This is a genomic window from Pseudomonas sp. TWP3-1 (assembly GCF_049896625.1).
Taxonomy (GTDB): Bacteria; Pseudomonadota; Gammaproteobacteria; order Pseudomonadales; family Pseudomonadaceae; genus Aquipseudomonas.
Genome location: NZ_JAFCUQ010000018.1, coordinates 1 through 21,168 on the forward strand (window position 1 = coordinate 1; position 21,168 = coordinate 21,168).

Annotated in this window: 20 protein-coding genes; 14 read left to right on the forward strand and 6 right to left on the reverse strand. The window is 59.7% G+C overall.

The genetic code is table 11. The annotated features are described in order from the left end of the window. Positions 1-302: 302 nt before the first annotated feature. Positions 303-1,796, reverse strand: a complete 1,494-nt coding sequence (locus ACP7BN_RS21730; RefSeq protein WP_426206020.1) for a CoA-acylating methylmalonate-semialdehyde dehydrogenase — start codon at positions 1,794-1,796, stop codon at positions 303-305. 75 nt (positions 1,797-1,871) lie between these two features. Beyond that, positions 1,872-3,221, reverse strand: a complete 1,350-nt coding sequence (locus ACP7BN_RS21735) for an aspartate aminotransferase family protein (RefSeq protein ID WP_426206021.1) — start codon at positions 3,219-3,221, stop codon at positions 1,872-1,874. Between the two features lie 139 nt (positions 3,222-3,360). Between ACP7BN_RS21735 and ACP7BN_RS21740 the strand changes: the two genes are divergently transcribed. The 6 genes from ACP7BN_RS21740 to ACP7BN_RS21765 all read left to right on the forward strand — a co-directional run bounded on the left by ACP7BN_RS21740 (position 3,361) and on the right by ACP7BN_RS21765 (position 9,770). Next, on the forward strand, positions 3,361-4,281 hold the full coding sequence (locus ACP7BN_RS21740; RefSeq protein ID WP_420647157.1) for a LysR family transcriptional regulator: 921 nt from the start codon (positions 3,361-3,363) through the stop codon (positions 4,279-4,281). A 107-nt stretch (positions 4,282-4,388) separates the two neighbouring features. Then, a complete protein-coding gene (locus ACP7BN_RS21745; protein WP_426206022.1) occupies positions 4,389-5,039 on the forward strand; it encodes a TetR/AcrR family transcriptional regulator in 651 nt (216 codons plus the stop codon). Positions 5,040-5,047: 8 nt separating this feature from the next. Beyond that, a complete protein-coding gene (locus tag ACP7BN_RS21750; RefSeq protein WP_426206023.1) occupies positions 5,048-5,629 on the forward strand; it encodes an IMPACT family protein in 582 nt (193 codons plus the stop codon). Positions 5,630-6,166: 537 nt separating this feature from the next. Next, positions 6,167-7,726 carry an ABC transporter ATP-binding protein gene (locus ACP7BN_RS21755; protein WP_426206024.1) on the forward strand — a complete coding sequence of 520 codons (1,560 nt, stop codon included), beginning with the start codon at positions 6,167-6,169 and terminating at the stop codon, positions 7,724-7,726. 11 nt (positions 7,727-7,737) lie between these two features. Next, a complete protein-coding gene (locus tag ACP7BN_RS21760) occupies positions 7,738-8,844 on the forward strand; it encodes an ABC transporter permease (RefSeq protein ID WP_426206025.1) in 1,107 nt (368 codons plus the stop codon). Further along, complete coding sequence (locus ACP7BN_RS21765; RefSeq protein WP_420647152.1) at positions 8,844-9,770, forward strand: ABC transporter permease; 927 nt, start codon at positions 8,844-8,846, stop codon at positions 9,768-9,770. Before ACP7BN_RS21760 ends, ACP7BN_RS21765 begins: the two co-directional genes overlap by 1 nt. A gap of 58 nt (positions 9,771-9,828) precedes the next feature. Here the strand turns inward: ACP7BN_RS21765 and ACP7BN_RS21770 are convergent, their stop codons facing one another. Then, positions 9,829-10,275 carry a hypothetical protein gene (locus ACP7BN_RS21770; RefSeq protein ID WP_426206026.1) on the reverse strand — a complete coding sequence of 149 codons (447 nt, stop codon included), beginning with the start codon at positions 10,273-10,275 and terminating at the stop codon, positions 9,829-9,831. Positions 10,276-10,358: 83 nt separating this feature from the next. Here ACP7BN_RS21770 and ACP7BN_RS21775 point away from each other — a divergent pair, with 83 nt between their 5' ends. The 3 genes from ACP7BN_RS21775 (at position 10,359) to ACP7BN_RS21785 (ending at position 12,916) form a co-directional block, all read left to right on the forward strand. Further along, positions 10,359-10,709: a MerR family transcriptional regulator gene (locus tag ACP7BN_RS21775; protein WP_426206119.1), complete on the forward strand. Its 351-nt coding sequence runs from the start codon at positions 10,359-10,361 to the stop codon at positions 10,707-10,709. A 25-nt stretch (positions 10,710-10,734) separates the two neighbouring features. After that, the gene (locus ACP7BN_RS21780; RefSeq protein ID WP_426206027.1) at positions 10,735-11,418 is read left to right on the forward strand and encodes an SDR family oxidoreductase; all 684 of its coding nucleotides are present in this window, start codon (positions 10,735-10,737) and stop codon (positions 11,416-11,418) included. A 139-nt stretch (positions 11,419-11,557) separates the two neighbouring features. After that, positions 11,558-12,916 (forward strand): 8-oxoguanine deaminase, encoded by a 1,359-nt coding sequence (locus ACP7BN_RS21785; RefSeq protein ID WP_420647150.1) that lies wholly within the window; start codon positions 11,558-11,560, stop codon positions 12,914-12,916. 103 nt (positions 12,917-13,019) lie between these two features. Here ACP7BN_RS21785 and ACP7BN_RS21790 read toward each other — a convergent pair whose 3' ends face one another. Then, positions 13,020-14,111, reverse strand: a complete 1,092-nt coding sequence (locus tag ACP7BN_RS21790) for a calcium:proton antiporter (protein ID WP_420647149.1) — start codon at positions 14,109-14,111, stop codon at positions 13,020-13,022. Between the two features lie 242 nt (positions 14,112-14,353). Here ACP7BN_RS21790 and ACP7BN_RS21795 point away from each other — a divergent pair, with 242 nt between their 5' ends. The 3 genes from ACP7BN_RS21795 to ACP7BN_RS21805 all read left to right on the forward strand — a co-directional run bounded on the left by ACP7BN_RS21795 (position 14,354) and on the right by ACP7BN_RS21805 (position 17,603). Further along, the gene (locus ACP7BN_RS21795; RefSeq protein ID WP_426206028.1) at positions 14,354-15,427 is read left to right on the forward strand and encodes a BMP family ABC transporter substrate-binding protein; all 1,074 of its coding nucleotides are present in this window, start codon (positions 14,354-14,356) and stop codon (positions 15,425-15,427) included. A 174-nt stretch (positions 15,428-15,601) separates the two neighbouring features. Beyond that, on the forward strand, positions 15,602-16,567 hold the full coding sequence (locus tag ACP7BN_RS21800) for a 2-oxoglutarate and iron-dependent oxygenase domain-containing protein (protein WP_426206029.1): 966 nt from the start codon (positions 15,602-15,604) through the stop codon (positions 16,565-16,567). Between the two features lie 82 nt (positions 16,568-16,649). Then, positions 16,650-17,603, forward strand: coding sequence for an adenosine deaminase (locus tag ACP7BN_RS21805; RefSeq protein ID WP_426206030.1), 954 nt, complete (start codon positions 16,650-16,652; stop codon positions 17,601-17,603). 10 nt (positions 17,604-17,613) lie between these two features. On the opposite strand, the gene ACP7BN_RS21810 is transcribed toward ACP7BN_RS21805, so the two are convergent. After that, the gene (locus ACP7BN_RS21810; protein ID WP_420647145.1) at positions 17,614-18,348 is read right to left on the reverse strand and encodes an ArsR/SmtB family transcription factor; all 735 of its coding nucleotides are present in this window, start codon (positions 18,346-18,348) and stop codon (positions 17,614-17,616) included. A gap of 317 nt (positions 18,349-18,665) precedes the next feature. Next, the gene (locus ACP7BN_RS21815) at positions 18,666-19,595 is read right to left on the reverse strand and encodes a LysR family transcriptional regulator (RefSeq protein ID WP_426206031.1); all 930 of its coding nucleotides are present in this window, start codon (positions 19,593-19,595) and stop codon (positions 18,666-18,668) included. A gap of 117 nt (positions 19,596-19,712) precedes the next feature. Between ACP7BN_RS21815 and ACP7BN_RS21820 the strand changes: the two genes are divergently transcribed. After that, positions 19,713-20,006 (forward strand): putative quinol monooxygenase, encoded by a 294-nt coding sequence (locus tag ACP7BN_RS21820; RefSeq protein WP_420647143.1) that lies wholly within the window; start codon positions 19,713-19,715, stop codon positions 20,004-20,006. Positions 20,007-20,038: 32 nt separating this feature from the next. After that, positions 20,039-21,052 carry a zinc-binding alcohol dehydrogenase family protein gene (locus ACP7BN_RS21825; protein ID WP_426206032.1) on the forward strand — a complete coding sequence of 338 codons (1,014 nt, stop codon included), beginning with the start codon at positions 20,039-20,041 and terminating at the stop codon, positions 21,050-21,052. The last annotated feature ends 116 nt before the right edge of the window (positions 21,053-21,168 follow it).

Below are 21,168 nucleotides of genomic sequence, written 5' to 3' on the forward strand. Positions count from 1 at the left end.
CAACCACTTGCGCTTCCGATCTCTCGTCAGCGGGAGGCGAATTCTACAGCGTTACACGCTGCTGTCAACACCTCTTTTTCAGCCACTTCCCAACTTCGATAAACTGAAGCCCTGCACTGCCGAAACCTACATAACTCATTGAATCTCAAGGAGTTTTCCGTTTCGACTGCGCCGGAAGTGGGGCGAATTATAGACTTCCAGAATCTGCCGTCAACCGCTATTTTCATATTTCTGTCACAAAGGTTAAAAACCCCCGAAAACACGAAGGCCGACCATAAGGTCGGCCTTCTGCCCTCCTCTACTTATAGAGAAGGAAATGCGAACTGCGAAGCCTCATGGCTCGCGCGCTGGGGCCAGCGCTGGGTGATCGCCTTGCGACGGGTGTAGAAGCGCACGCCATCCGGGCCATAAGCGTGCAGATCGCCGAACAGCGAGCGCTTCCAGCCACCAAAGCTGTGATAAGCCACTGGCACTGGCAACGGTACGTTAACGCCGACCATGCCGACTTCGATCTCGTCACAGAACAACCGCGCCGCCTCACCATCACGGGTAAAGATGCAGGTGCCATTACCGTATTCGTGATCGTTGATCAGTTGCATCGCCTCTTCCAGGCTATTCACCCGAACGATGCACAGCACTGGCCCGAAGATCTCTTCTTTATAGATGCGCATCTCAGGGGTGACGTTGTCGAACAGGCAGCCACCGAGGAAGAAGCCTTCTTCATGCCCCGGCACACTCAAGCCACGACCGTCGACCACCAGGGTCGCGCCCGCCGTCACGCCGTCTTCGACATAACCGCTGACCTTGTCCCGCGCCTGGCCGGTAACCAACGGCCCCATGTCCAGACCACAGGAAGTGCCCGCACCGATTTTCAGCGCCTTGATCTGCGGCACCAGTTTCGCCACCAGCGCGTCAGCCACTTGGTCGCCAACACACACGGCCACCGAGATCGCCATGCAGCGCTCACCACAAGAACCGTAAGCCGCACCCATCAGCGCGCTGACCGCATTATCCAGATCCGCATCCGGCATCAGCACCGCATGGTTCTTCGCGCCGCCCAGTGCCTGCACGCGTTTGCCGCGCTTGGTGCCTTCGGCGTAGATGTACTCGGCAATCGGCGTCGAGCCAACGAAGCTCAGCGCTTTGACTTCCGGCGCTTCGATCAGCGCGTCCACTGCAGTCTTGTCGCCGTGCACCACGCTCATCACGCCTTTGGGCAGACCAGCCTCGATCAGCAGCTGTGCGATCAGCAGCGTCGAACTTGGATCTCGCTCGGACGGCTTGAGGATGAAGCAGTTACCGCAGACGATTGCCAGTGGATACATCCACAACGGCACCATCGCCGGGAAATTGAACGGGGTGATACCGGCAACCACGCCCAACGGCTGGAAGTCCGACCAGGCATCGATGTTCGGGCCGACGTTGCGGCTGTACTCGCCCTTGAGGATTTCCGGGGCAGCGCAAGCGAACTCGACGTTCTCGATGCCGCGCTTCAATTCACCAGCAGCATCTTCCAGTGTCTTGCCGTGTTCTTCGCTGATCAATTGCGCGATGCGCGCTTCGTTCTGCTCCAGCAGTTGTTTGAAGCGGAACATCACCTGCGCACGTTTGGCCGGCGGTGTGTTGCGCCAGGCAGGGAACGCAGCCTTGGCAGCATCAATGGCGCTCTGGATGGTTTCGCGACTGGCCAGCGGCAACTTGTGGATCGCTTGACCGGTAGACGGGTTGAATACATCAACCGAGCGACCGTTCTCGGTCACCAGTTCGCCATTGATCAAATGCGGGATAACGCTCATCGAAAACTCCTGAATTCTTGTCCACGGGCACCCGTCAGGGAGTGCCCGTTTTTGTAGGTATATATAGAAGGAAAATCAGTCGATCTTGTTCAGCACTTCGCCGACCGCGTCGAACAGACGATCCAGGTCTTGCGGCTTGCTGTTGAAAGTTGGGCCGAACTGCAGGGTGTCACCGCCGAAACGCACGTAGAACCCGGCCTTCCACAGCGCCATACCGGCTTCGAATGGACGCACGATCGCGTCGCCATCACGGCCGGCAATCTGGATCGCACCGGCCAGGCCGTAGTTACGAATGTCGACAACGTTCTTCGAGCCTTTCAGACCGTGCAGCGCATTTTCGAAATGCGGCGCGACTTCGGCCACGCTCTGCACCAGGTTTTCTTTTTGCAGCAGGTCGAGTGCAGCCAGGCCAGCGGCGCAGGCCACTGGGTGCGCGGAATAGGTGTAGCCGTGGGGAAATTCCACTGCGTATTCAGGCGTCGGCTGATTCATGAAGGTCTGGTAGATCTCGGAGCTGGCAATCACCGCGCCCATCGGGATCGCGCCGTTGGTGACTTGCTTGGCGATGCACATCAGGTCCGGGGTCACGCCAAAGCTGTCGGCGCCGAACATCGAGCCGGTACGGCCGAACCCGGTGATCACTTCGTCGAACACCAGCAGGATGTTGTGCTGATCACAGATCTCGCGCAGACGCTTGAGGTAACCCTGTGGCGGAACCAGCACGCCCGCCGAACCGGCCATCGGTTCAACGAATACAGCTGCGATGTTCGACGCGTCATGCAGCTCGATCAGCTTCAGCAGCTCATCGGCCAAAGCGATACCGCCCTGCTCCGGCATGCCACGGGAGAACGCATTGCTCGCCAGCAAGGTGTGCGGCAGGTGATCGACATCCATCATCGACTGACCGAACAGCTTGCGGTTGCCGTTGACACCGCCGAGGCTGGTGCCGGCGATGTTCACGCCGTGATAACCACGAGCACGACCGATCATTTTGGTTTTGGTCGCCTGGCCTTTCAGACGCCAGTAGGCGCGGACCATTTTCACCGCGGTGTCGGCGCACTCGGAGCCGGAGTCGGTGAAGAACACGTGATTCAGATTGCCCGGCGTCAGGTCGGTGATTTTCTCAGCCAACTGGAATGACAGCGGATGGCCGTACTGGAAGCCCGGAGAGTAATCCAGCGTGCCCAGTTGCTTAGAGACCGCTTCCTGAATTTCCTTGCGCGTGTGCCCGGCGCCGCAAGTCCACAGACCGGACAGCGAGTCATAAACCCGACGGCCCTTGTCGTCGATCAACCAACTGCCCTCGGCACCCACAATCAGTCGCGGATCGCGCTGGAAGTTGCGGTTCGCGGTGTACGGCATCCAGTGCGCGTCCAGTTTCAATTGGCTGGCCAGTGAAGACGGAGCGTTCTCGGGCATGTTCATTTACAAAACCTCGAAGGGCAGAAAGCGGCAGGGAGATAAAAGTCGTTGTTGCAGCTAAGTTGCCACGCCGATAAAGTCGGTGAAATCCAACTCTTCTAACCTTCAGTTCGATCTGCACTAAACTTTGAGCCGATAAATCATGAGCACCCGCCGCCCCGATCCACTGGCCCAGGTCAGCGACTTTGATATCCGCTTGCTGCGGATCTTTCGCAGCGTGGTGGAAAGCGGCGGCTTCTCGGCGGCGGAAACCGTGCTCGGCATCGGCCGTTCGGCGATCAGCCAGCAAATGAGCGATCTGGAACAGCGTCTCGGTCTGCGCCTGTGCCAGCGCGGGCGCGCCGGTTTTTCCCTGACCGAGGAAGGTCGTGAGGTTTACCAATCGGCGCTGCAACTATTAAGTGCGCTGGAAAGTTTCCGCACCGAGGTCAACGGTCTGCACCAGCATTTGCGCGGCGAGTTGATCATCGGCCTCACCGATAACCTGGTCACCCTGCCGCACATGCGCATCACCCACGCCCTCGCCCAGTTGAAGGAGCGCGGGCCGGATGTGCAGATCCAGATCCGCATGATCGCGCCGAATGAAGTCGAGCAAGGCGTGCTCGACGGTCGCCTGCATGTAGGCGTAGTGCCGCAGGCCAGTGCGCTTTCGGGCCTGGAATACCAGCCGTTGTATAGCGAGCGCTCGCTGCTGTACTGCGCTGTGGGTCATCCGTTGTTCTACGTAGACGATAAGCAACTCGATGACGAGCGCCTAAACAGTCAGGACGCCATCGCGCCGACCTTCCGGTTGCCGGCGGATATTCAGGCGCACTATCAGGCGCTGAACTGCACCGCCAGTGCCTCTGACCGCGAAGGCATGGCGTTTCTGATTCTGACCGGGCGCTACATCGGCTATCTGCCGGACCACTACGCCAGCCTCTGGGTGCAACAGGGGCGCTTGCGTGCGCTCAAGGCGAATACGCGGTTTTATGATCTGAGCCTCGCATCGGTCACACGCAAGGGCCGACGCCCACATTTGGTGCTGGAAAGTTTTCTGGAGAGTCTGGCGGCCACTCGCTGAACAAGATCGAACAGGCGTAACGATTTATCGTATCGGGACTTGTCGTAAAACGGTGGGTGCGCTATCAACGCATCTGGTTGCACCCACAGACAAACCCGGAAGTGCCTATGACCTTTGAAGTCCCAGCCCACGGCGGCAAACCCGCCAGCCGCATTCGTCAGAAGAACGAAGAGACCATCATCAAAGCCGCCGAAGACGAGTTCGCTCGTCACGGGTACAAAGGCACCAGCATGAACACCATCGCCGTGAAGGCCGGGTTGCCCAAGGCGAACCTGCATTATTACTTCACCAACAAACTCGGGTTGTACGTGGCGGTGCTGAGCAACATCATCGAGTTGTGGGACAGCACCTTCAACACCCTCACCGCCGAGGACGATCCAGCCGAAGCGCTGAGCCGCTACATCCGCGCCAAGATGGAATTCTCCCGGCGTCAGCCGCAAGCCTCGCGCATTTTCGCGATGGAAGTGATCAGCGGCGGCGAATGCCTGACAGAATATTTCAATCAGGACTACCGCGCCTGGTTCCAGGGCCGCGCCGGTGTGTTTCAGGCGTGGATCGACGCAGGCAAAATGGACCCGGTCGACCCGATGCACCTGATCTTTCTGCTGTGGGGCAGCACTCAGCATTACGCCGACTTCGCCACGCAGATATGCCGCGTCAGCGGTCGCAGCAAGTTGACCAAGCAGGACATGCAAGACGCTGGCGACAACCTGATCCGCATCATCCTCAAAGGCTGCGGCCTCAATCCTTCTATATAAGACGCGTTATGCCATTCACCCTCAGCGACTTTTGTGAATACCGCGAAGAGATTCGCAAAAGCCGCTTCATCACTTTCGCCGCGCCGATCGGCAGCCCTGCCGATGCGCAGGCGTTTTTCGATCAGCACAGCGATCTGAACGCCACGCACAATTGCTGGGCGTGGAAACTCGGTGCGCAATACCGCAGCAGCGACGACGGCGAACCCGGTGGCACAGCGGGCCGGCCGATTCTGGCGGCTATCGAAGCGCAGGATTGCGATCAGGTCGCGGTGCTGGTGATTCGCTGGTATGGCGGCATTCAACTGGGCACCGGCGGGTTGGCCCGGGCATATGGCGGCGGGGCCAACAAGTGCCTGCAAGCGGCGGCAAAGGTCGAGTTGATCAGTCGGGTGCCGTTGAGTTGCGCGTGTGGGTTCGCCGAGCTGCCGTTGGTCAAGTTGCGGGTCGCGGATTTGGGTGGGTTGGTGGTGGAGGAAAAATTCACAGCGAATGGCGTCGAGTTGCAGTTGGCGGTGGGTGAGGCGCACATCGAATTGCTACAGAGCCAATTGGCCGATTTGAGCCGTGGGCGGATTTTGCTGCAGCGATAAACCACCTGCGACGTTTTGGGGCAACCCTGTGTATTTTTACGCCCATGAGTTGCCCACATCTGTTGTGCACCCGGCTGTGGATAACCTGAGCACATACCGCTGTAACCCTTCTGTCATGCGGCTTTGAGCGATTTGCTCATTTTTTGTGCAATCGCCCCACTCACGTGTATTTTTTGCGTAAAAACAATAAGTTAACCTGCTTTAGCACCATTAGAAGAAAGCACCATAGCGCTTATACCCGGTGGTTCATGTTGCGCACAAATACTGTGGAGCAACCTGTGGATAACCCGTTCATGACTGGCGCAGTCGCAGGTTGTGTATAGCTCCGGCGCAGTTGCTCGTTTTTTGATCAGTTGCACGCGGGCAAAACTGGAGCCTGATCAACGGCTTCGCCCTCAAGTGGTGCTCGGTGTCGTGCGCAATTAACCGCGAGAGCTCTGCATCAGGCGCAGGCGATCAGCGTCTGCAGGTGTTCCTGACTCAATGGCCAGGAAATTGCTTTATCCACAGGCATAACTCCAAGCAGCCGAGCCTGTCATGCCGATCCCCTTTACAAATCCCGACCCGACCCCACGTCTGCAACTGCGCCATATCAGCAAACGCTACCCCGGTTGCTTGGCCAACGACGCCATCGACCTGAGCATCGCGCCCGGTGAAATCCACGCCCTGCTCGGCGAAAACGGTGCGGGAAAAAGTACGCTGATGAAGATCATCTACGGCGTCACTCAAGCCGATGCCGGCGAAATGCTCTGGCAGGGCCAACGGGTGAACATGCGCAATCCGGCCCAGGCGCGGCAGTTGGGGATCGGCATGGTGTTCCAGCATTTCTCGCTGTTCGAAACCTTGAGCGTGGCGCAGAACATTGCGCTGGCAATGGGCGCGGCGGCCGGTACGCCGAAACAGCTTGAACCAAAAATTCGCGAAGTCTCGCGGCGCTACGGCATGGCGCTGGAGCCTGAGCGACTTGTCCACAGCCTGTCGATCGGCGAACGGCAACGGGTGGAAATCATTCGCTGCCTGATGCAGGACATTCGTCTGCTGATCCTCGACGAACCGACCTCGGTGCTGACGCCACAAGAGGCCGACGAATTGTTCATCACCCTGCGCCGAGTCGCGGCCGAGGGTTGCAGCATCCTGTTTATCAGCCACAAGCTTGGTGAAGTGCGCGCTTTGTGCCACAGCGCCACGGTGCTGCGCGGCGGGCGGGTCGCAGGGCATTGCGTGCCATCTGATTGCTCGGATCGTGAGCTGGCGCAAATGATGGTTGGTGAAGCGGCGGCGATGATTGGTGACTTTCCGAAGGTCGACGGTGGCGCGCCGTTTTTGCAGGTCAGTGGATTGAGCTGGCACAACCCGGATTCGTTCGGCTGCTCGCTCAGCGATGTCGACTTGCAGGTGCGTAGCGGCGAAATCGTCGGCATCGCTGGTGTCGCGGGCAATGGGCAGGACGAATTGCTTGCGCTGCTCAGCGGTGAACAAACCCTGCCACGCGAAGCGGCGGCGACCATCAATTTCAATGGCCAGGCAGCGGGCAATTTACGCCCGGATGCGCGGCGCAAACTCGGTCTGGCGTTCGTCCCCGCCGAGCGCCTCGGCCACGGCGCAGTGCCGGAATTGAGCCTGGCCGACAACGCTCTGCTCACGGCTTTTCAACAAGGACTGGTCAGCCACGGCCTGATCCAGCGCGGCAGGGTCGAATCGCTCGCCGAACAGATTATCCAGCGCTTCGGCGTGAAGACTCCGGACACACAAACCGCTGCGCGCAGTCTGTCCGGTGGCAACTTGCAGAAATTCATCCTTGGCCGGGAAATCCTCCAGCAACCGAAATTGCTGATCGCCGCGCATCCTACCTGGGGCGTGGATGTTGGAGCGGCGGCGACCATTCACCGCGCACTGATCGCCCTGCGCGATGCTGGCGCGGCGATTCTGGTGATCTCCGAAGACCTCGACGAACTGTTCCAGATCAGCGACCGCCTCGGCGCGCTGTGCGGCGGGCGCCTGTCAGCATTACAGGCCACGACGGATACGCAACTCAGCGATGTCGGCGGCTGGATGGCCGGTCAGTTCGACAGTCCTCAATCCCACGCGACGGTGTAACGGAGTTTCCCATGCTGCTTTCCCTCGAACCCCGTGGCCGTCAATCGCGCCTGATGCTCTGGTGCTCACCCCTGCTCGCGGCGCTGCTGACACTTGGTTGCGGCTCGCTGCTGTTTATCGCCCTCGGTCACGATCCGCTGCAAACCTTGCACACCTTGTTGATCGCGCCGGTCAGCGATCTGTATGGCGTCTCGGAATTGTTGGTCAAGGCGTTGCCGATTCTGCTGTGCGCGTTGGGACTGGCGGTGGCGTATCAGGCGCGCATCTGGAACATCGGCGCCGAAGGCCAGTTACTCCTTGGCGCATTGGCCGGAAGTGCGCTGGCGGTGAACATCATCGACATGCAAAGCCGCTGGGCGCTGGTGTTGATCCTGCTCACCGGCACCTTCGCCGGTGCCGCGTGGGCCGGGCTGACCGCATGGCTTCGCACACGCTTCAACGCCAATGAAATCCTCACCAGCATCATGCTCAATTACATCGCGCTGAACCTGTTGCTGTTCTGCGTACACGGGCCGTTGAAAGATCCGGCCGGGTTCAATTTTCCCGAGTCGGCGATGTTTGGTGACGCAAGCCGTTTACCGCTGCTGATGGAGGATGGCCGGGTGCACGCCGGGGTGTATTTCGCCCTGCTCGCGCTGGTCGCGGTGTGGGTGTTGTTGCAGAAAAGCTTTGTCGGTTTCCAGATCAAAGTACTCGGGCTGGATAAACGCGCAGCGGGGTTTGTCGGCTTTCGCGAGAAGCGTCTGATCTGGCTGGCGCTGTTGATCAGCGGTGGTTTAGCGGGATTGGCCGGGGTCTGCGAAGTCACCGGACCGATAGGTCAGTTGGTGCCGCAGGTTTCGCCGGGCTATGGCTACGCGGCGATCACCGTGGCGTTTCTCGGCAGGCTCAATCCGATCGGCATTCTGTTTTCCAGTCTGTTGATGGCGCTGCTGTACATCGGCGGCGAGAACGCGCAGATGACCTTGAATCTGCCGCAAGCGATCACCCAATTGTTTCAGGGAATGATGCTGTTTTTCCTGCTCGCGTGTGACGTGCTGATTGTCTATCGCCCGCGCCTGAACCTGCGTTGGGCTCGCCGCCCTGCTACCCCTGCCGTAACCGCCGGAGCGCTGTGATGGATATCGACCTGTTGAGTAATATTTTCTACGCCATGGTGCGTTGCGGCACGCCGCTGTTGTTGGTGGCGCTGGGTGAATTGATCTGCGAAAAGAGCGGCGTGCTCAACCTCGGTCAGGAAGGGATGATGCTGTTTGGCGCGGTGATCGGTTTTATCGTCGCGTTCAGCAGCGGCAATCTGTGGCTCGGCGTGTTGTTGGCGATGTTGGCCGGAATGCTCTTGTCGTCGCTGTTTGCCTTGGTCGCGCTGGTTTTCAATGCCAATCAAGTCGCCACCGGGCTGGCGCTGACAATTTTTGGCGTCGGGCTGTCGACTTTTGTCGGCGCGGCGTGGGTGGGTAAACCGCTGGCCGGGTTTGAGCCAATCGCGATTCCTTTGTTGAGTGAGATCCCGCTGATCGGGCGGATGCTGTTTGCGCAGGATCTGCTGGTGTATCTGTCGTTCGCGCTGTTTGCGCTGGTGGCGTGGGTGGTGGTGAAAAGCCGTGTCGGGCTGATTATTCAAGCGGTCGGTGAAAATCCGGATGCGGCGAGTGCCATGGGTTTGCCGGTGCTGCTGGTGCGCACCTTGGCGGTGTTGTTTGGCGGGGCGATGGCCGGGTTGGCCGGGGCGTATCTGTCGCTGGCCTACACGCCGATGTGGGCCGAGAACATGACTGCCGGGCGTGGCTGGATTGCCTTGGCGCTGGTGGTGTTTGCCAGTTGGCGTGTCGGGCGTTTGTTGCTCGGGGCGTATCTGTTTGGACTCGCCAGCATCCTGCACCTTGTGGCGCAGGGGTTGGGGCTGGCGATTCCGTCGAGTCTGCTGGCGATGCTGCCGTATGTCGCGACTATTCTGGTGCTGGTGCTGTTGTCGCGCGATGCGTTGCGCACCCGGTTGTATGCACCGGTGTCGTTGGGGCAGCCGTGGCAGTCCGGGCGTTAGGGCGTTGATTTCACTGGCCCCATCGCTGGCAAGCCAGCTCCCACAGGTACAGCGGTGATCACAAGTTTTGTGTACGACTCGGACACTGTGGGAGCTGGCTTGCCAGCGATGGGGACCTGACAGGCAACACCTGTGCAATGCCCCACGCCAGTTCAAACAACAGGAAAACCGCCAGCAATGAACTAGCGCCATGGGCCAGCGCATACGCTTGCCAAGCAGCGAACAGAAACCGCGCCACCGCGTCATACCGCCCAAAAACCTGCTGCGGATCACGAATCCGCAGCAGCGCCCAAACACACACCAACGAACCCAAAAGATTGGCCATCAACATGTGCAGCGGCTCGAACGCGGGCAATTCACCGGGCAGATCCAGCGCCTGACTGACCGCAGTCAATACCCCATGCAACGCAGCAAAACTCCAAGGCGTGACGAACGCCGCCGTCACGAGTAAGTCATACCAGGCACTGCCGCGCACCAGATTGCGGTATTGCGTTGATGTCCACATCGTCCATGCTCCAGAAATTCAAGGAGCACCAACGCTAAAGCCTGGAGTATGCTCCAAGGTCAAACACTTTCGAGATGTCCAGCATGCGCATCGGTGAGTTAGCCCAGGCCAGCGCCGTCAGCCGCGATACTTTGCGTTTTTATGAGCAGCGCGGACTGATCGCGGCGCAGCGCTCGGCCAACGGTTATCGCGACTACCCGCCGGAGATGGTGCAACTGGTGCTCTACATCAAAACTGCGCAGCGCCTGGGCTTTACCCTCGGCGAGATCGGCAGCAGCGTCGGCGAGCTGTGGCAGTCACCGAACCCGGACAGCGCCGTCACGCAATTGCTGCAAGACAAGCTCAAACTGATCGAAGCCCGCATGACAGAACTCGGCGAGCTGCGTCATGAGTTGCAACAACGGCTCGGGCAACGCTGTCCATTGAATCCATGATCGTTCACTTTCAAGGAATCCCCTCATGTCTCCAAAGCATGCATTGATCATCGGCGCCTCGCGGGGCCTTGGCCTGGGTCTGGTGAAAACCTTGCTCGCCGACGGCTGGCGAGTCACCGCCACGGTGCGCAACCCTGCGCACGCCGAGGCGCTGCAAGCGCTGGGCAAGGTGCAGATCGAGAAACTCGACATGGACGATCAGCAAGCGGTGATCGCCCTCGCCCAACAACTCAAAAGCGAAACCTTTGACCTGCTGTTCGTCAACGCCGGAGTCAAAGGCCCGGACGTACAGACGCCGGGCGGTGCAACACTGGCAGAAGTCGGCCAGTTGTTTTTCACCAACGCGGTGGCGCCGATCAATCTGGCACAGCGCTTTGCCGGGCAAATTCGTGAAGGCAGCGGTGTGCTGGCGTTCATGAGTTCGGTGCTCGGCAGCGTGACAATGCCCGACGCCCCGGAACTGGCGCTGTACAAGGCAAGCAAGGCTGCACTGAATTCGATGACCAACAGTTTCGTCACGCAGTTGGGCGAGCAGAAACTCACTGTGCTGTCGCTGCATCCGGGCTGGGTGAAGACCGATATGGGCGGTGAAGGTGCAGACATCGACGTCGAGACCAGCACCCGCGGTCTGGTCGATCAGGTGAATGCGTATGCCGGCAAGGGCGGCCATCACTTCGTCAATTACAAAGGCGAAACCATTCCCTGGTAACACCGGTCGGGTTGGGCTTGCCCGCGATGGCGATTTGTTTGAAACTGCGCGCCTCGTCCTTCGCGGCGACCCTGGATCAGCAGACAGGGCAACACTGAGCTGGCAACCCTGAACCCAACTTTCAGAGGAGTCGGCCACAATGCCTGCGACCCGTACCTGGTTAAAAAATCCCCTCGCCATTTTTACGGCCAACGCGCTCGATGCCCGTGGCGGTCTGGTTGTGCAAGATGGTGTGATCGTCGAAGTGCTCGGCCTCGGTCAACAACCGTCCGCGCCGTGCAACGCAGTGTTCGATGCCCGCGAGCATGTGATCCTGCCCGGCCTGATCAACACCCATCACCACTTCTATCAAACCCTGACCCGCGCCTGGGCGCCGGTGGTCAATCAGCCGTTGTTCCCGTGGCTGAAAACCCTGTACCCGGTGTGGGCACGGCTGACCCCGGAAAAACTTGCCCTCGCCACCAAAGTCGCTCTGGCCGAATTGCTGCTGTCCGGCTGCACCACCGCGGCCGACCACCATTACCTGTTCCCGGACGGTCTGGAAAACGCCATCGACGTGCAAGTCGAAACCGTGCGTGAACTGGGCATGCGCGCCATGCTCACCCGTGGCTCAATGAGCCTCGGCGAGAAGGACGGCGGCCTGCCACCGCAGCAAACCGTGCAGGAAGGTTCGGTGATTCTCGACGACAGCCAGCGGCTGATTCACGAGTACCACGAGCGCGGCGACGGCGCGCAAATCCAGATCGCTCTGGCACCGTGCTCGCCGTTCTCGGTGACTCCGGAAATCATGTCGGCCAGCGCCGAACTGGCAAACAAGCTCGATGTGCGCCTGCACACCCATCTCGCCGAAACCCTCGACGAGGAAGATTTCTGCCTGCAACGCTTCGGCCTGCGTACCGTGGATTACCTGGACAGCGTCGGCTGGCTCGGCCCGCGCACCTGGCTGGCCCACGGCATCCACTTCAACCCCGACGAAATCGCCCGCCTCGGCGCCGCCGGCACCGGCATCTGCCATTGCCCGAGTTCGAACATGCGCCTCGCTTCCGGCATCTGCCCGAGCATTGATCTGACCGACGCCGGTGCGTTGTTCGGGTTGGGTGTGGACGGTTCGGCGTCGAACGATGCGTCGAACATGATCCTCGAAGCGCGCCAGGCGTTGTACATCCAGCGCCTGCGTTACGGTGCTGAAAAAATCACTCCAGAACGTGTGCTTGGCTGGGCGACCAAAGGTTCGGCGAGTCTGCTGGGCCGCACCGATATCGGTGAACTGGCGGTCGGGAAGCAGGCGGATCTGGCGTTGTTCAAGCTGGATGAGCTGCGCTTCTCCGGCAGCCATGACCCGATTTCGGCGCTGCTGCTGTGCGGCGCGGATCGTGCGGATCGGGTGATGATTGGCGGTAAGTGGCGCGTGGTTGACGGGCAGGTTGAAGGGCTGGATCTGAAAGGGTTGATTGCTGATCACAGCCAGGCTGCTCGACAGTTGATCGCAGGCGACTGATCTGACGCCATCGCGGGCAAGCCCGCTCCCACAGTGTCCGCGTCGATTACAAAATTTGTGGTTAACACAGCCCCCTGTGGGAGCGGGCTTGCCCGCGATGCTTTTACAAACCTAAAAGCGACAACATGATAAACGTCGCAAACAACACGAAGTGCGTCATGCCTTCGATGGCATTGGTCTCGCCGTCATTCAAGTTGATTGCGCTGACGATCAACGTCAGGAAGATCATCACCGTCTGCACCGGGGTCATCGCCATTTGAAACGGCTGGCCGGTGTACAACGCCATCGCTTCCATCACCGGCACCGTCAGAATCACCGTCGACAATGACGCGCCCATGGCGATATTGACCACCGATTGCATGCGGTTGGCCAAGGCTGCGCGCAATGCCGTGAGAATCTCCGGTGCTGCCGAGATCGCCGCCACCAGAATCGCCGTGATCACCGGCGGAGCACCCGTACCTTCCAGACCCAGATCGAGGGTCTTGGACATCACCTCGGCCAATGCGCCGATCACCACAATGCCAAACACAAGAATGCCGATCGACAGACCAATACTGGGTGATTTCTGCTCAGCGTCTTGCGGCTCTTTCTTGCGGCGTTTGTCCGGGTAGCTGTAGCTGAAAAAGTAGCTGTGCGGCCCGACCTGCATGCGCAGAAACAACGCGTAAAGCACGACCATTGCACCAATGGTGAACGCGGAATAAATCTTCCAGTTGGCCTCGGGAATAAATTCCGGCACAACCATCGACACGCCCATGGCGGTGAGGATCATCACGCTATAGCTGCGCGCCGAATCGTCGTTGTAAGACTGTTCACCGTGCTTGATCCCGCCCATCAACGCCGCGAGGCCGAGGATGCCGTTGATGTCGAGCATCACTGCCGAGTAGATCGTATCGCGGACCAGCGTCGGTGAAGCTTCGTTGCTCATCATGATCGCCAGGATCACCACTTCCACCAGTACGGCGGCGAGGGTCAGGATCATCGTGCCGTAGGGGTCGCCGACTTTTTCCGCGAGCAGTTCGGCGTGGTGGGCGACGCGCATCGATGCGGCGACGATGAAGGCGATCAGCACCAGGCCGCCGGTCAGCGCAACGATCTGGCCGGTGTGCAGCAACCAGTGTTCCAGTGGATAGGCAACGATGGCGGCTAGCAGGGCCAGCAACAGAAAGCTTTCTTGCTTGAGAATCGAGAACATGGCGGGCCTTTTTTGCCGAGAAGAGGAATGAGCTACTGACTGCGGCGCGGCGCTAACGTTTCGTTACACATTAGCGCACCAGTCAATGGCAGCGTTTTCGACAGATGCACTTTTATTGGCCTTACCGGCCTCATCGCTAGCAGGCTAGCGATGGCCGCACCTCGGTGTCGGAAAGTTTGTTGTCCTGTTGGTCAGCAATTTGCATTGCCCTGTCCACACACAAAAAAAGGGAGTTCGATTTCATGCAAATACGTCCGCTGCACAAACTGCTGTGCGCCGCCATTGGCCTGGGGATAAGTCTGAGCGCCGCTGCCGCCGACCCGCTGAAAGTCGGCTTCGTGTACATCGGCCCCATCGGCGATCACGGCTGGACGTATCAGCATGAACAGGGGCGCAAGGCGCTGGCGGAGAAATTCGGCACGCAGATCACCACCAATTATGTGGAGAACGTCGCCGAAGGCGCGGATGCCGAGCGGGTGATCCGCAACATGGCCAAGGATAAGTACGATCTGATCTTCACCACGTCTTTCGGCTACATGAACCCGACGCTGAAAGTCGCGAAACAATTTCCCAAAGTCACCTTCGAGCACGCCACTGGCTACAAACAGGACAAGAACCTCGGCACTTATCTGGCGCGCACTTACGAGGGCCGATACGTCGGAGGTTTCCTCGCGGCGAAGATGACCAAGACCAAGAAGATCGGCTACGTCGCCTCGTTCCCGATCCCGGAAGTGATCCGCGACATCAACGCCATTCAACTGGCCCTGAACAAATACAACCCCGGCACCGAGATCAAAGTGGTGTGGGTCAACTCGTGGTTCGATCCGGGCAAGGAAGCCGACGCCGCGAATGCGCTGATCGATCAAGGCGTGGACGTGGTGTTCCAGCACACCGATAGCCCGGCGCCGATTCAGGCCGCCGAACGGCGCGGCGTGTACGCGGTGGGTTACGCCTCGGACATGGCGCACTTCGGGCCGAAAGCGGTGCTGACTTCGATCGTCAACGACTGGGCGCCGCACTACATTCAGGCGACGCAAAGCGTGATCGACCACAGCTGGAAATCCCAGGATTACTGGGGCGGACTGAAGGAAGGTACGGTTGAACTGCCGATCAGCGATCTGGTGCCGGCGCCGGTGAAAGCCGAGGCCGAGCAGATGATTGCCGATATCAAAAGTGGCGCGTTGCAACCGTTTACCGGGCCGATCAAGGATCAGGCCGGGGTCGAGAAAATCCCCGCGGGCGTGAGTGCAACGAATGCGGAGCTGGCGTCGATGAACTATTACGTGGAAGGGATGAAGGCTGAGATGCCGAAGTAAATCTCCCCAAAACACACCTCGACCCTGTGGGAGCTGCGGTGCGACGATTCGACTTGCCAGCGATGAGGCAATCACATTCGACATCATTGTTGTCTGGTAGACCGCCATCGCTGGCAAGCCAGCTCCCACAGGGGTCTTTAGCGTTCTTCAGTCTGTGTTTCTTCAGGAAAACGTATGAACAGTCTTCCCATCATCGACATCGCCCCGCTTTACAGCGACGACGAAAACGCCTGGCAAACAGTCGCCAGCCAAATCGATCACGCCTGCAGCGAATGGGGCTTCTTCTATATCAAGGGCCACCCGATCTCAGCGCAGCGCATCACCGCCCTGCTCGACCACGCGCAACGCTTCTTCGCACTGCCTGCCGATGAAAAACTCAAGATCGACATCACCCAGACCCGCCATCACCGTGGCTACGGCGCCATCGCCACCGAGCAGCTCGACCCGGACAAACCCAGCGATCTGAAAGAAACCTTCGACATGGGCCTGCACTTGCCGGCCGATCATCCCGAAGTGCTGGCGGAAAAACCGTTGCGCGGCCCCAACCGTCACCCGGCCCAAGAAGGCTGGAAAGCGCTGATGGAACAGCATTACCTCGACATGCAGGCCCTCGCGCAAACCTTGCTACGGGCCATGACCCTGGCGCTGAACATCGAGCGAGACTTCTTCGACACGCGCTTCAATGAACCCGTCAGCGTCCTGCGCATGATCCATTACCCGCCACGCCACACCGCAAGTTCCGCCGAACAACAAGGCGCCGGCGCGCACACTGATTACGGCTGCATCACGCTGCTGTATCAGGACAGCGCCGGAGGTCTGCAAGTGAAGAACGTGAACGATCAGTGGATCGACGCACCACCGATCGACGGCACGTTCGTGGTCAACCTCGGCGACATGATGGCGCGCTGGAGCAACGACCGATATCGTTCGACCCCGCATCGGGTGATCAGCCCGCTGGGCGTGGACCGCTACTCGATGCCGTTCTTCGCCGAACCGCATCCGGACACCCGCATAGAATGCCTGCCCGGTTGCCAGGACTCAGAGCATCCGGCGAAATATCCGACCACTACCTGCGCTGAATTCCTGCTGTCACGTTTCGCCGATACCTACGCCTATCGCCGTGAGCAGCAAGCATCGTGATGGATCGTCTGGTCAGGTTTTGCCAATTGTTTCGGCGCGCATCTGTAGAATGACCGCCATCTGCACCTGATGAGAAAAGAATATGTACGACTGGCTGAACGCCCTGCCCAAGGCTGAACTGCACCTGCACCTCGAAGGCTCGCTCGAGCCAGAGCTGCTGTTCGCTCTGGCCGAACGTAACAAGATCGCCCTGCCTTGGGACGACGTCGAAACCCTGCGCAAGGCGTACGCCTTCAACAACCTGCAAGAGTTTCTCGACCTGTACTACAAGGGCGCCGACGTGCTGCGTACCTCGCAGGATTTCTACGACCTGACCTGGGCATACCTGCTGCGCTGTAAAGAACAGAACGTGATCCACACCGAACCGTTCTTCGATCCGCAGACCCACACCGACCGTGGCATTCCGTTCGAAGTGGTGCTCAACGGTATCGCCGCTGCACTGAAGGATGGCGAGCAGCAACTGGGGATTACCAGCGGTTTGATCCTGAGTTTCCTGCGCCATTTGAGCGAAGACGAAGCACAGAAAACCCTCGACCAGGCGCTGCCGTTCCGCGATGCGTTTGTTGCCGTCGGCCTCGACAGCTCCGAGATGGGCCATCCGCCGAGCAAGTTCCAGCGTGTGTTCGATCGCGCTCGTCACGAAGGCTTCCTGACCGTGGCTCACGCAGGCGAAGAAGGCCCGCCGGAATACATCTGGGAAGCCATCGACCTGCTGAAAATCCAGCGTATCGACCATGGCGTGCGCGCCATAGAAGACGAACGCCTGATGCAGCGCATCATCGACGAGCAGATTCCGCTGACCGTGTGCCCGCTGTCGAACACCAAGCTTTGCGTGTTCGATCACATGTCCCAGCACAACATCCTCGACATGCTCGATCGCGGTGTGAAAGTCACGGTCAACTCCGATGACCCGGCGTACTTCGGCGGTTACGTCACCGAGAACTTCCACGCGCTGCACACGCACTTGGGCATGACCCAGGATCAGGCCAGACGCCTGGCACAGAACAGCCTGGATGCGCGACTGGTCAAGCCGTAAGCACGGCGCGTTACAGCGCCATTTCCAGTTCGGTTTCCTTGGCGAAACGATGAATCTCGCGCTGCCCGGCATCTGTCAGCTGCAAGGCGCGAGAATCATTGGGCAGCATCAACCATCCCGATTGCATGAACAGCTGCAACAGTGCCGCGCCCAGCGAGCCCCCCATGTGCGGGCGGCGCTCGCTCCAGTCCGGGCAGGCGCAAGCCACCTGTGCATTACGGTGCGCCAACGCCTGAATGAACACCCCACGCTTGGCCAGTTGCGTCGACCCCTTGTGCGTGACTACCACTCGATGCTCGAGCTGCTCGATCCACCTGGAGTCAAGCAGGCGCTGGTAAAGGTCAGCTGCCAGCGTCCCCCCTAAATGGTCATCGCAAAACCGCGCACGCAACAATGAGGAAGGCGCCGCCTGCGGTCGGGCAATCGGCGTGCTGCGTTTGTACATTTCGGGAACCTCTCGCGGCGCGCTGGCGATCGTGGCACTGGCCAGCGCTTCGATGGCTGCGCCGATCTCGGGAGCCGCCAGACGAAAGAAGCGTTTGCGCCCACGGGCCTCGACTTTCAGCAGACCGCCAGCGGACAGACGCCCCAGATGCGCGCTGGCCGAAGACGGCGACAGCCCCGCCAGCAAGGCCAGCTCTTCGGTCTGCCGGGCCGAGCCATCCATCAGCGCCCACATCATCGCGCTCCGTTTGGGATCGGCCAGCAACGCGGCGATCTGGCTGATGCAAGGTGCATGTTCCATGTATTCACTCCCTGTTGGATCGTATCGTCTGCTGCTCGCAGACATCTTGACCAGTAATCAGTCCTCGGCCAAGACGCGGAAATCGCCATCACCCCAGGCAAGGCAGACCGCTGACGCAGCGGACTGTGCGCAACAATCAGCAGCACTGGCGCGACCCTCGATCACACCCGGGCGGCTCGGTCTGAGCGTGCCCGGGCCAAGGTACCAGTGCAGGCATGAGGCGGGCGCTAGTATAAGCGGGTTGCTCGCCGCGTCCTGCGTCCGAGCCGGCGTGGGTGGTGATTGTTCCTGAGAGAAATTTCGCTATTTACCTGCGACTAATGATCAGCTTTCGAGAAAACGGGAAAATGACTACTTAAATCAGCGCATCGGCTGGCAAGCATCTCCCTCAGAAGGTTCACCGGCTTACTCAATTGAGCGCGATGGGCGCACAGCAGATTCAGTGGAGCGCGCTCGCACAGCAGCTCCGGCAGCAGCACTTTCAGGCGCCCGGCGAGCACATCTTCGGCGACGTCGAGCCAGGATTTGTAGGCGATACCCGCACCAGCGACCGCCCATAGCCGCACCACATCGGCGTCATCGCTGAAGCGGTCACCACTGACGGTCAGGCCGACCTCGCGCTTGCCATCGTGAAAACTCCAATAGTCGTGAACCCGGCTGCCGAGCATGTACAACAGGCAATTGTGCTGGGCCAGTTGTTCCAGCTGTGTCGGCTCACCATGCCTGGTCAGATAGGCGGGCGAAGCGCACAGCACCCGGCGATTGTTCGGAACGATTGGCATGGCCACCAGGCTGGAATCCTCCGGCTCGCCGTAACGCAGGGCGATGTCCACCGGTTGGCGGAACAGGTCAGCGATGCGGTCGCCCAATAACAGCCGCACTGAAAGCTTGGGGTGTTCTCGCTGAAAGTCGTCGAGCCATGGCAGCAACTGATTGCGCCCGAAATCCGAAGGCGCCGAAAGCTGCAGAATGCCGCTGACCTGATCCTGACCGCTGGCGAGCAAACGCCGGCCTTCATCCAGACTGCCCAGTGCCGCCCGTGCGTATTCGAGGAAACCCTCGCCTTCGGCAGTCAGGCGCAGGCTGCGCGTGGAACGCGCCAACAAACGCGCGCCGAGTTGCTCTTCGATGCGTTTGAGCGCTGCGCTGGCCACTGCGGCGGACATGTCCATCACCCGCGCCGCCGCCGACAGGCTGCCCAGATCAGCCGCCCGGACAAACAACTGCAAATCGTCAAAGCGCAGCATCTCAGCCTCGATTATCAAAAAAATATTGAAAGAGCCTGCTCTTTTAGCCGGTTTTATCTTGCAGAGAAATAGCCAATCATCCGTCCCAACGTAATCCACCCGTTTTTGGAGTCGAGCATGTCCCAGCCATTCACCGCCATCGCCACCCTGATCGCCAAACCCGGCCAGCAAGATGCGCTCGAACACGCGCTGCGTGCGCTGATCGAGCCGACTCGCGTCGAGGCCGGTTGCGGTCAATACGATTTGCATCAGGACCTGGCCAACCCGCTGGCGTTCTACATGATCGAACACTGGGCCAGCGACGAAGCCTTGCAAGCCCACGACGCCAGCGCGCATGTGCAGAACTTCCGCGCCAAGGCCGGTGACTTCCTTGAGCACTTCGAACTCAAGCGCCTGCGCACTATCGCCTGAATCCTTCTTCTATCAACTTTTTGGAGTCATCCATGAAAGCCATCGCCTATTTCGCCTCATTGCCGATCAGCGACGCCAAATCCCTGCAGGACATCGAACTGCCGGAGCCGGTCACCGGCCCGCGCGACCTGTTGGTGGAAGTCAAAGCCATTTCGGTGAATCCGGTCGACACCAAGGTTCGGCAGAACGTCGCGCCTGAGGCCGGCGTGGCGAAAGTGCTGGGCTGGGACGTGGCCGGTGTGGTCAAGGCTGTCGGCAGCGAAGTGACGTTGTTCAAGGCTGGCGACAAGGTGTTCTATGCCGGTTCGATCACTCGCGCTGGCGGCAACAGCGAACTGCACGTGGTGGATGAGCGGATCGTCGGGCATATGCCCAAGTCGCTGGATTTCGCCGAAGCTGCCGCCCTGCCGCTGACCGCCATCACCGCGTGGGAGTTGCTGTTCGAGCGCTTGCATATCAGCGAGGGTAAAAAGGACGAAGGCCAGAGCCTGCTGATCGTTGGCGCGGCCGGTGGGGTTGGTTCGATTCTGACCCAACTCGCCAGCCAACTGACCAGTCTGAAAGTCATCGGCACCGCATCTCGCGCGCAAACCCGCGACTGGGTGACCGGACTCGGCGCTGATCTGGTGATCGACCACAGCCAGCCATTGAGCGAAGAACTGAAGCGCGCCGGCATCCAGCAAGTGACCCACGTCGCCAGCCTGACCCAGACCGATCAGCATCTGGATCAACTGGTCGAAGCGTTGGCCCCGCAAGGCAAACTGGCGTTGATCGACGATCCGAAAGCGCTCGACGTAACCAAGCTCAAGCGCAAGAGCCTGTCGCTGCACTGGGAGTTCATGTACACCCGCTCACTGTTCGAAACGGCGGACATGATCGAGCAGCACAAACTGCTCAACCGGGTGGCCGAGCTGATTGACGCCGGCACATTGAAAACCACGGTCGGAGAGCACTTTGGCACGATCAACGCGGCCAATCTGCGTCGCGCGCATGAGCTGCTGGAAAGCGGCACAGCCAAGGGCAAAATTGTATTAGAAGGTTTCTGACGAATTGAAAATCGCAGCCTGCGCCAGTCCTCAACGAGTCTGGCGCGGGGCCTGCGAGATGATTGTGCCGTCAGTCCGAGAGTTGATCCTTGTCACAATTGCGATCGTATTCAGGA

Bases quoted from the DNA above. Each gene is read 5' to 3' on its own strand.
- ACP7BN_RS21730 (WP_426206020.1), bottom strand. From the start codon at position 1,796: ATGAGCGTTATCCCGCATTTGATCAATGGCGAACTGGTGACCGAGAAC.
- ACP7BN_RS21735 (WP_426206021.1), bottom strand. From the start codon at position 3,221: ATGAACATGCCCGAGAACGCTCCGTCTTCACTGGCCAGCCAATTGAAA.
- ACP7BN_RS21740 (WP_420647157.1), top strand. From the start codon at position 3,361: ATGAGCACCCGCCGCCCCGATCCACTGGCCCAGGTCAGCGACTTTGAT.
- ACP7BN_RS21745 (WP_426206022.1), top strand. From the start codon at position 4,389: ATGACCTTTGAAGTCCCAGCCCACGGCGGCAAACCCGCCAGCCGCATT.
- ACP7BN_RS21750 (WP_426206023.1), top strand. From the start codon at position 5,048: ATGCCATTCACCCTCAGCGACTTTTGTGAATACCGCGAAGAGATTCGC.
- ACP7BN_RS21755 (WP_426206024.1), top strand. From the start codon at position 6,167: ATGCCGATCCCCTTTACAAATCCCGACCCGACCCCACGTCTGCAACTG.
- ACP7BN_RS21760 (WP_426206025.1), top strand. From the start codon at position 7,738: ATGCTGCTTTCCCTCGAACCCCGTGGCCGTCAATCGCGCCTGATGCTC.
- ACP7BN_RS21765 (WP_420647152.1), top strand. From the start codon at position 8,844: ATGGATATCGACCTGTTGAGTAATATTTTCTACGCCATGGTGCGTTGC.
- ACP7BN_RS21770 (WP_426206026.1), bottom strand. From the start codon at position 10,275: ATGTGGACATCAACGCAATACCGCAATCTGGTGCGCGGCAGTGCCTGG.
- ACP7BN_RS21775 (WP_426206119.1), top strand. From the start codon at position 10,359: ATGCGCATCGGTGAGTTAGCCCAGGCCAGCGCCGTCAGCCGCGATACT.
- ACP7BN_RS21780 (WP_426206027.1), top strand. From the start codon at position 10,735: ATGTCTCCAAAGCATGCATTGATCATCGGCGCCTCGCGGGGCCTTGGC.
- ACP7BN_RS21785 (WP_420647150.1), top strand. From the start codon at position 11,558: ATGCCTGCGACCCGTACCTGGTTAAAAAATCCCCTCGCCATTTTTACG.
- ACP7BN_RS21790 (WP_420647149.1), bottom strand. From the start codon at position 14,111: ATGTTCTCGATTCTCAAGCAAGAAAGCTTTCTGTTGCTGGCCCTGCTA.
- ACP7BN_RS21795 (WP_426206028.1), top strand. From the start codon at position 14,354: ATGCAAATACGTCCGCTGCACAAACTGCTGTGCGCCGCCATTGGCCTG.
- ACP7BN_RS21800 (WP_426206029.1), top strand. From the start codon at position 15,602: ATGAACAGTCTTCCCATCATCGACATCGCCCCGCTTTACAGCGACGAC.
- ACP7BN_RS21805 (WP_426206030.1), top strand. From the start codon at position 16,650: ATGTACGACTGGCTGAACGCCCTGCCCAAGGCTGAACTGCACCTGCAC.
- ACP7BN_RS21810 (WP_420647145.1), bottom strand. From the start codon at position 18,348: ATGGAACATGCACCTTGCATCAGCCAGATCGCCGCGTTGCTGGCCGAT.
- ACP7BN_RS21815 (WP_426206031.1), bottom strand. From the start codon at position 19,595: ATGCTGCGCTTTGACGATTTGCAGTTGTTTGTCCGGGCGGCTGATCTG.
- ACP7BN_RS21820 (WP_420647143.1), top strand. From the start codon at position 19,713: ATGTCCCAGCCATTCACCGCCATCGCCACCCTGATCGCCAAACCCGGC.
- ACP7BN_RS21825 (WP_426206032.1), top strand. From the start codon at position 20,039: ATGAAAGCCATCGCCTATTTCGCCTCATTGCCGATCAGCGACGCCAAA.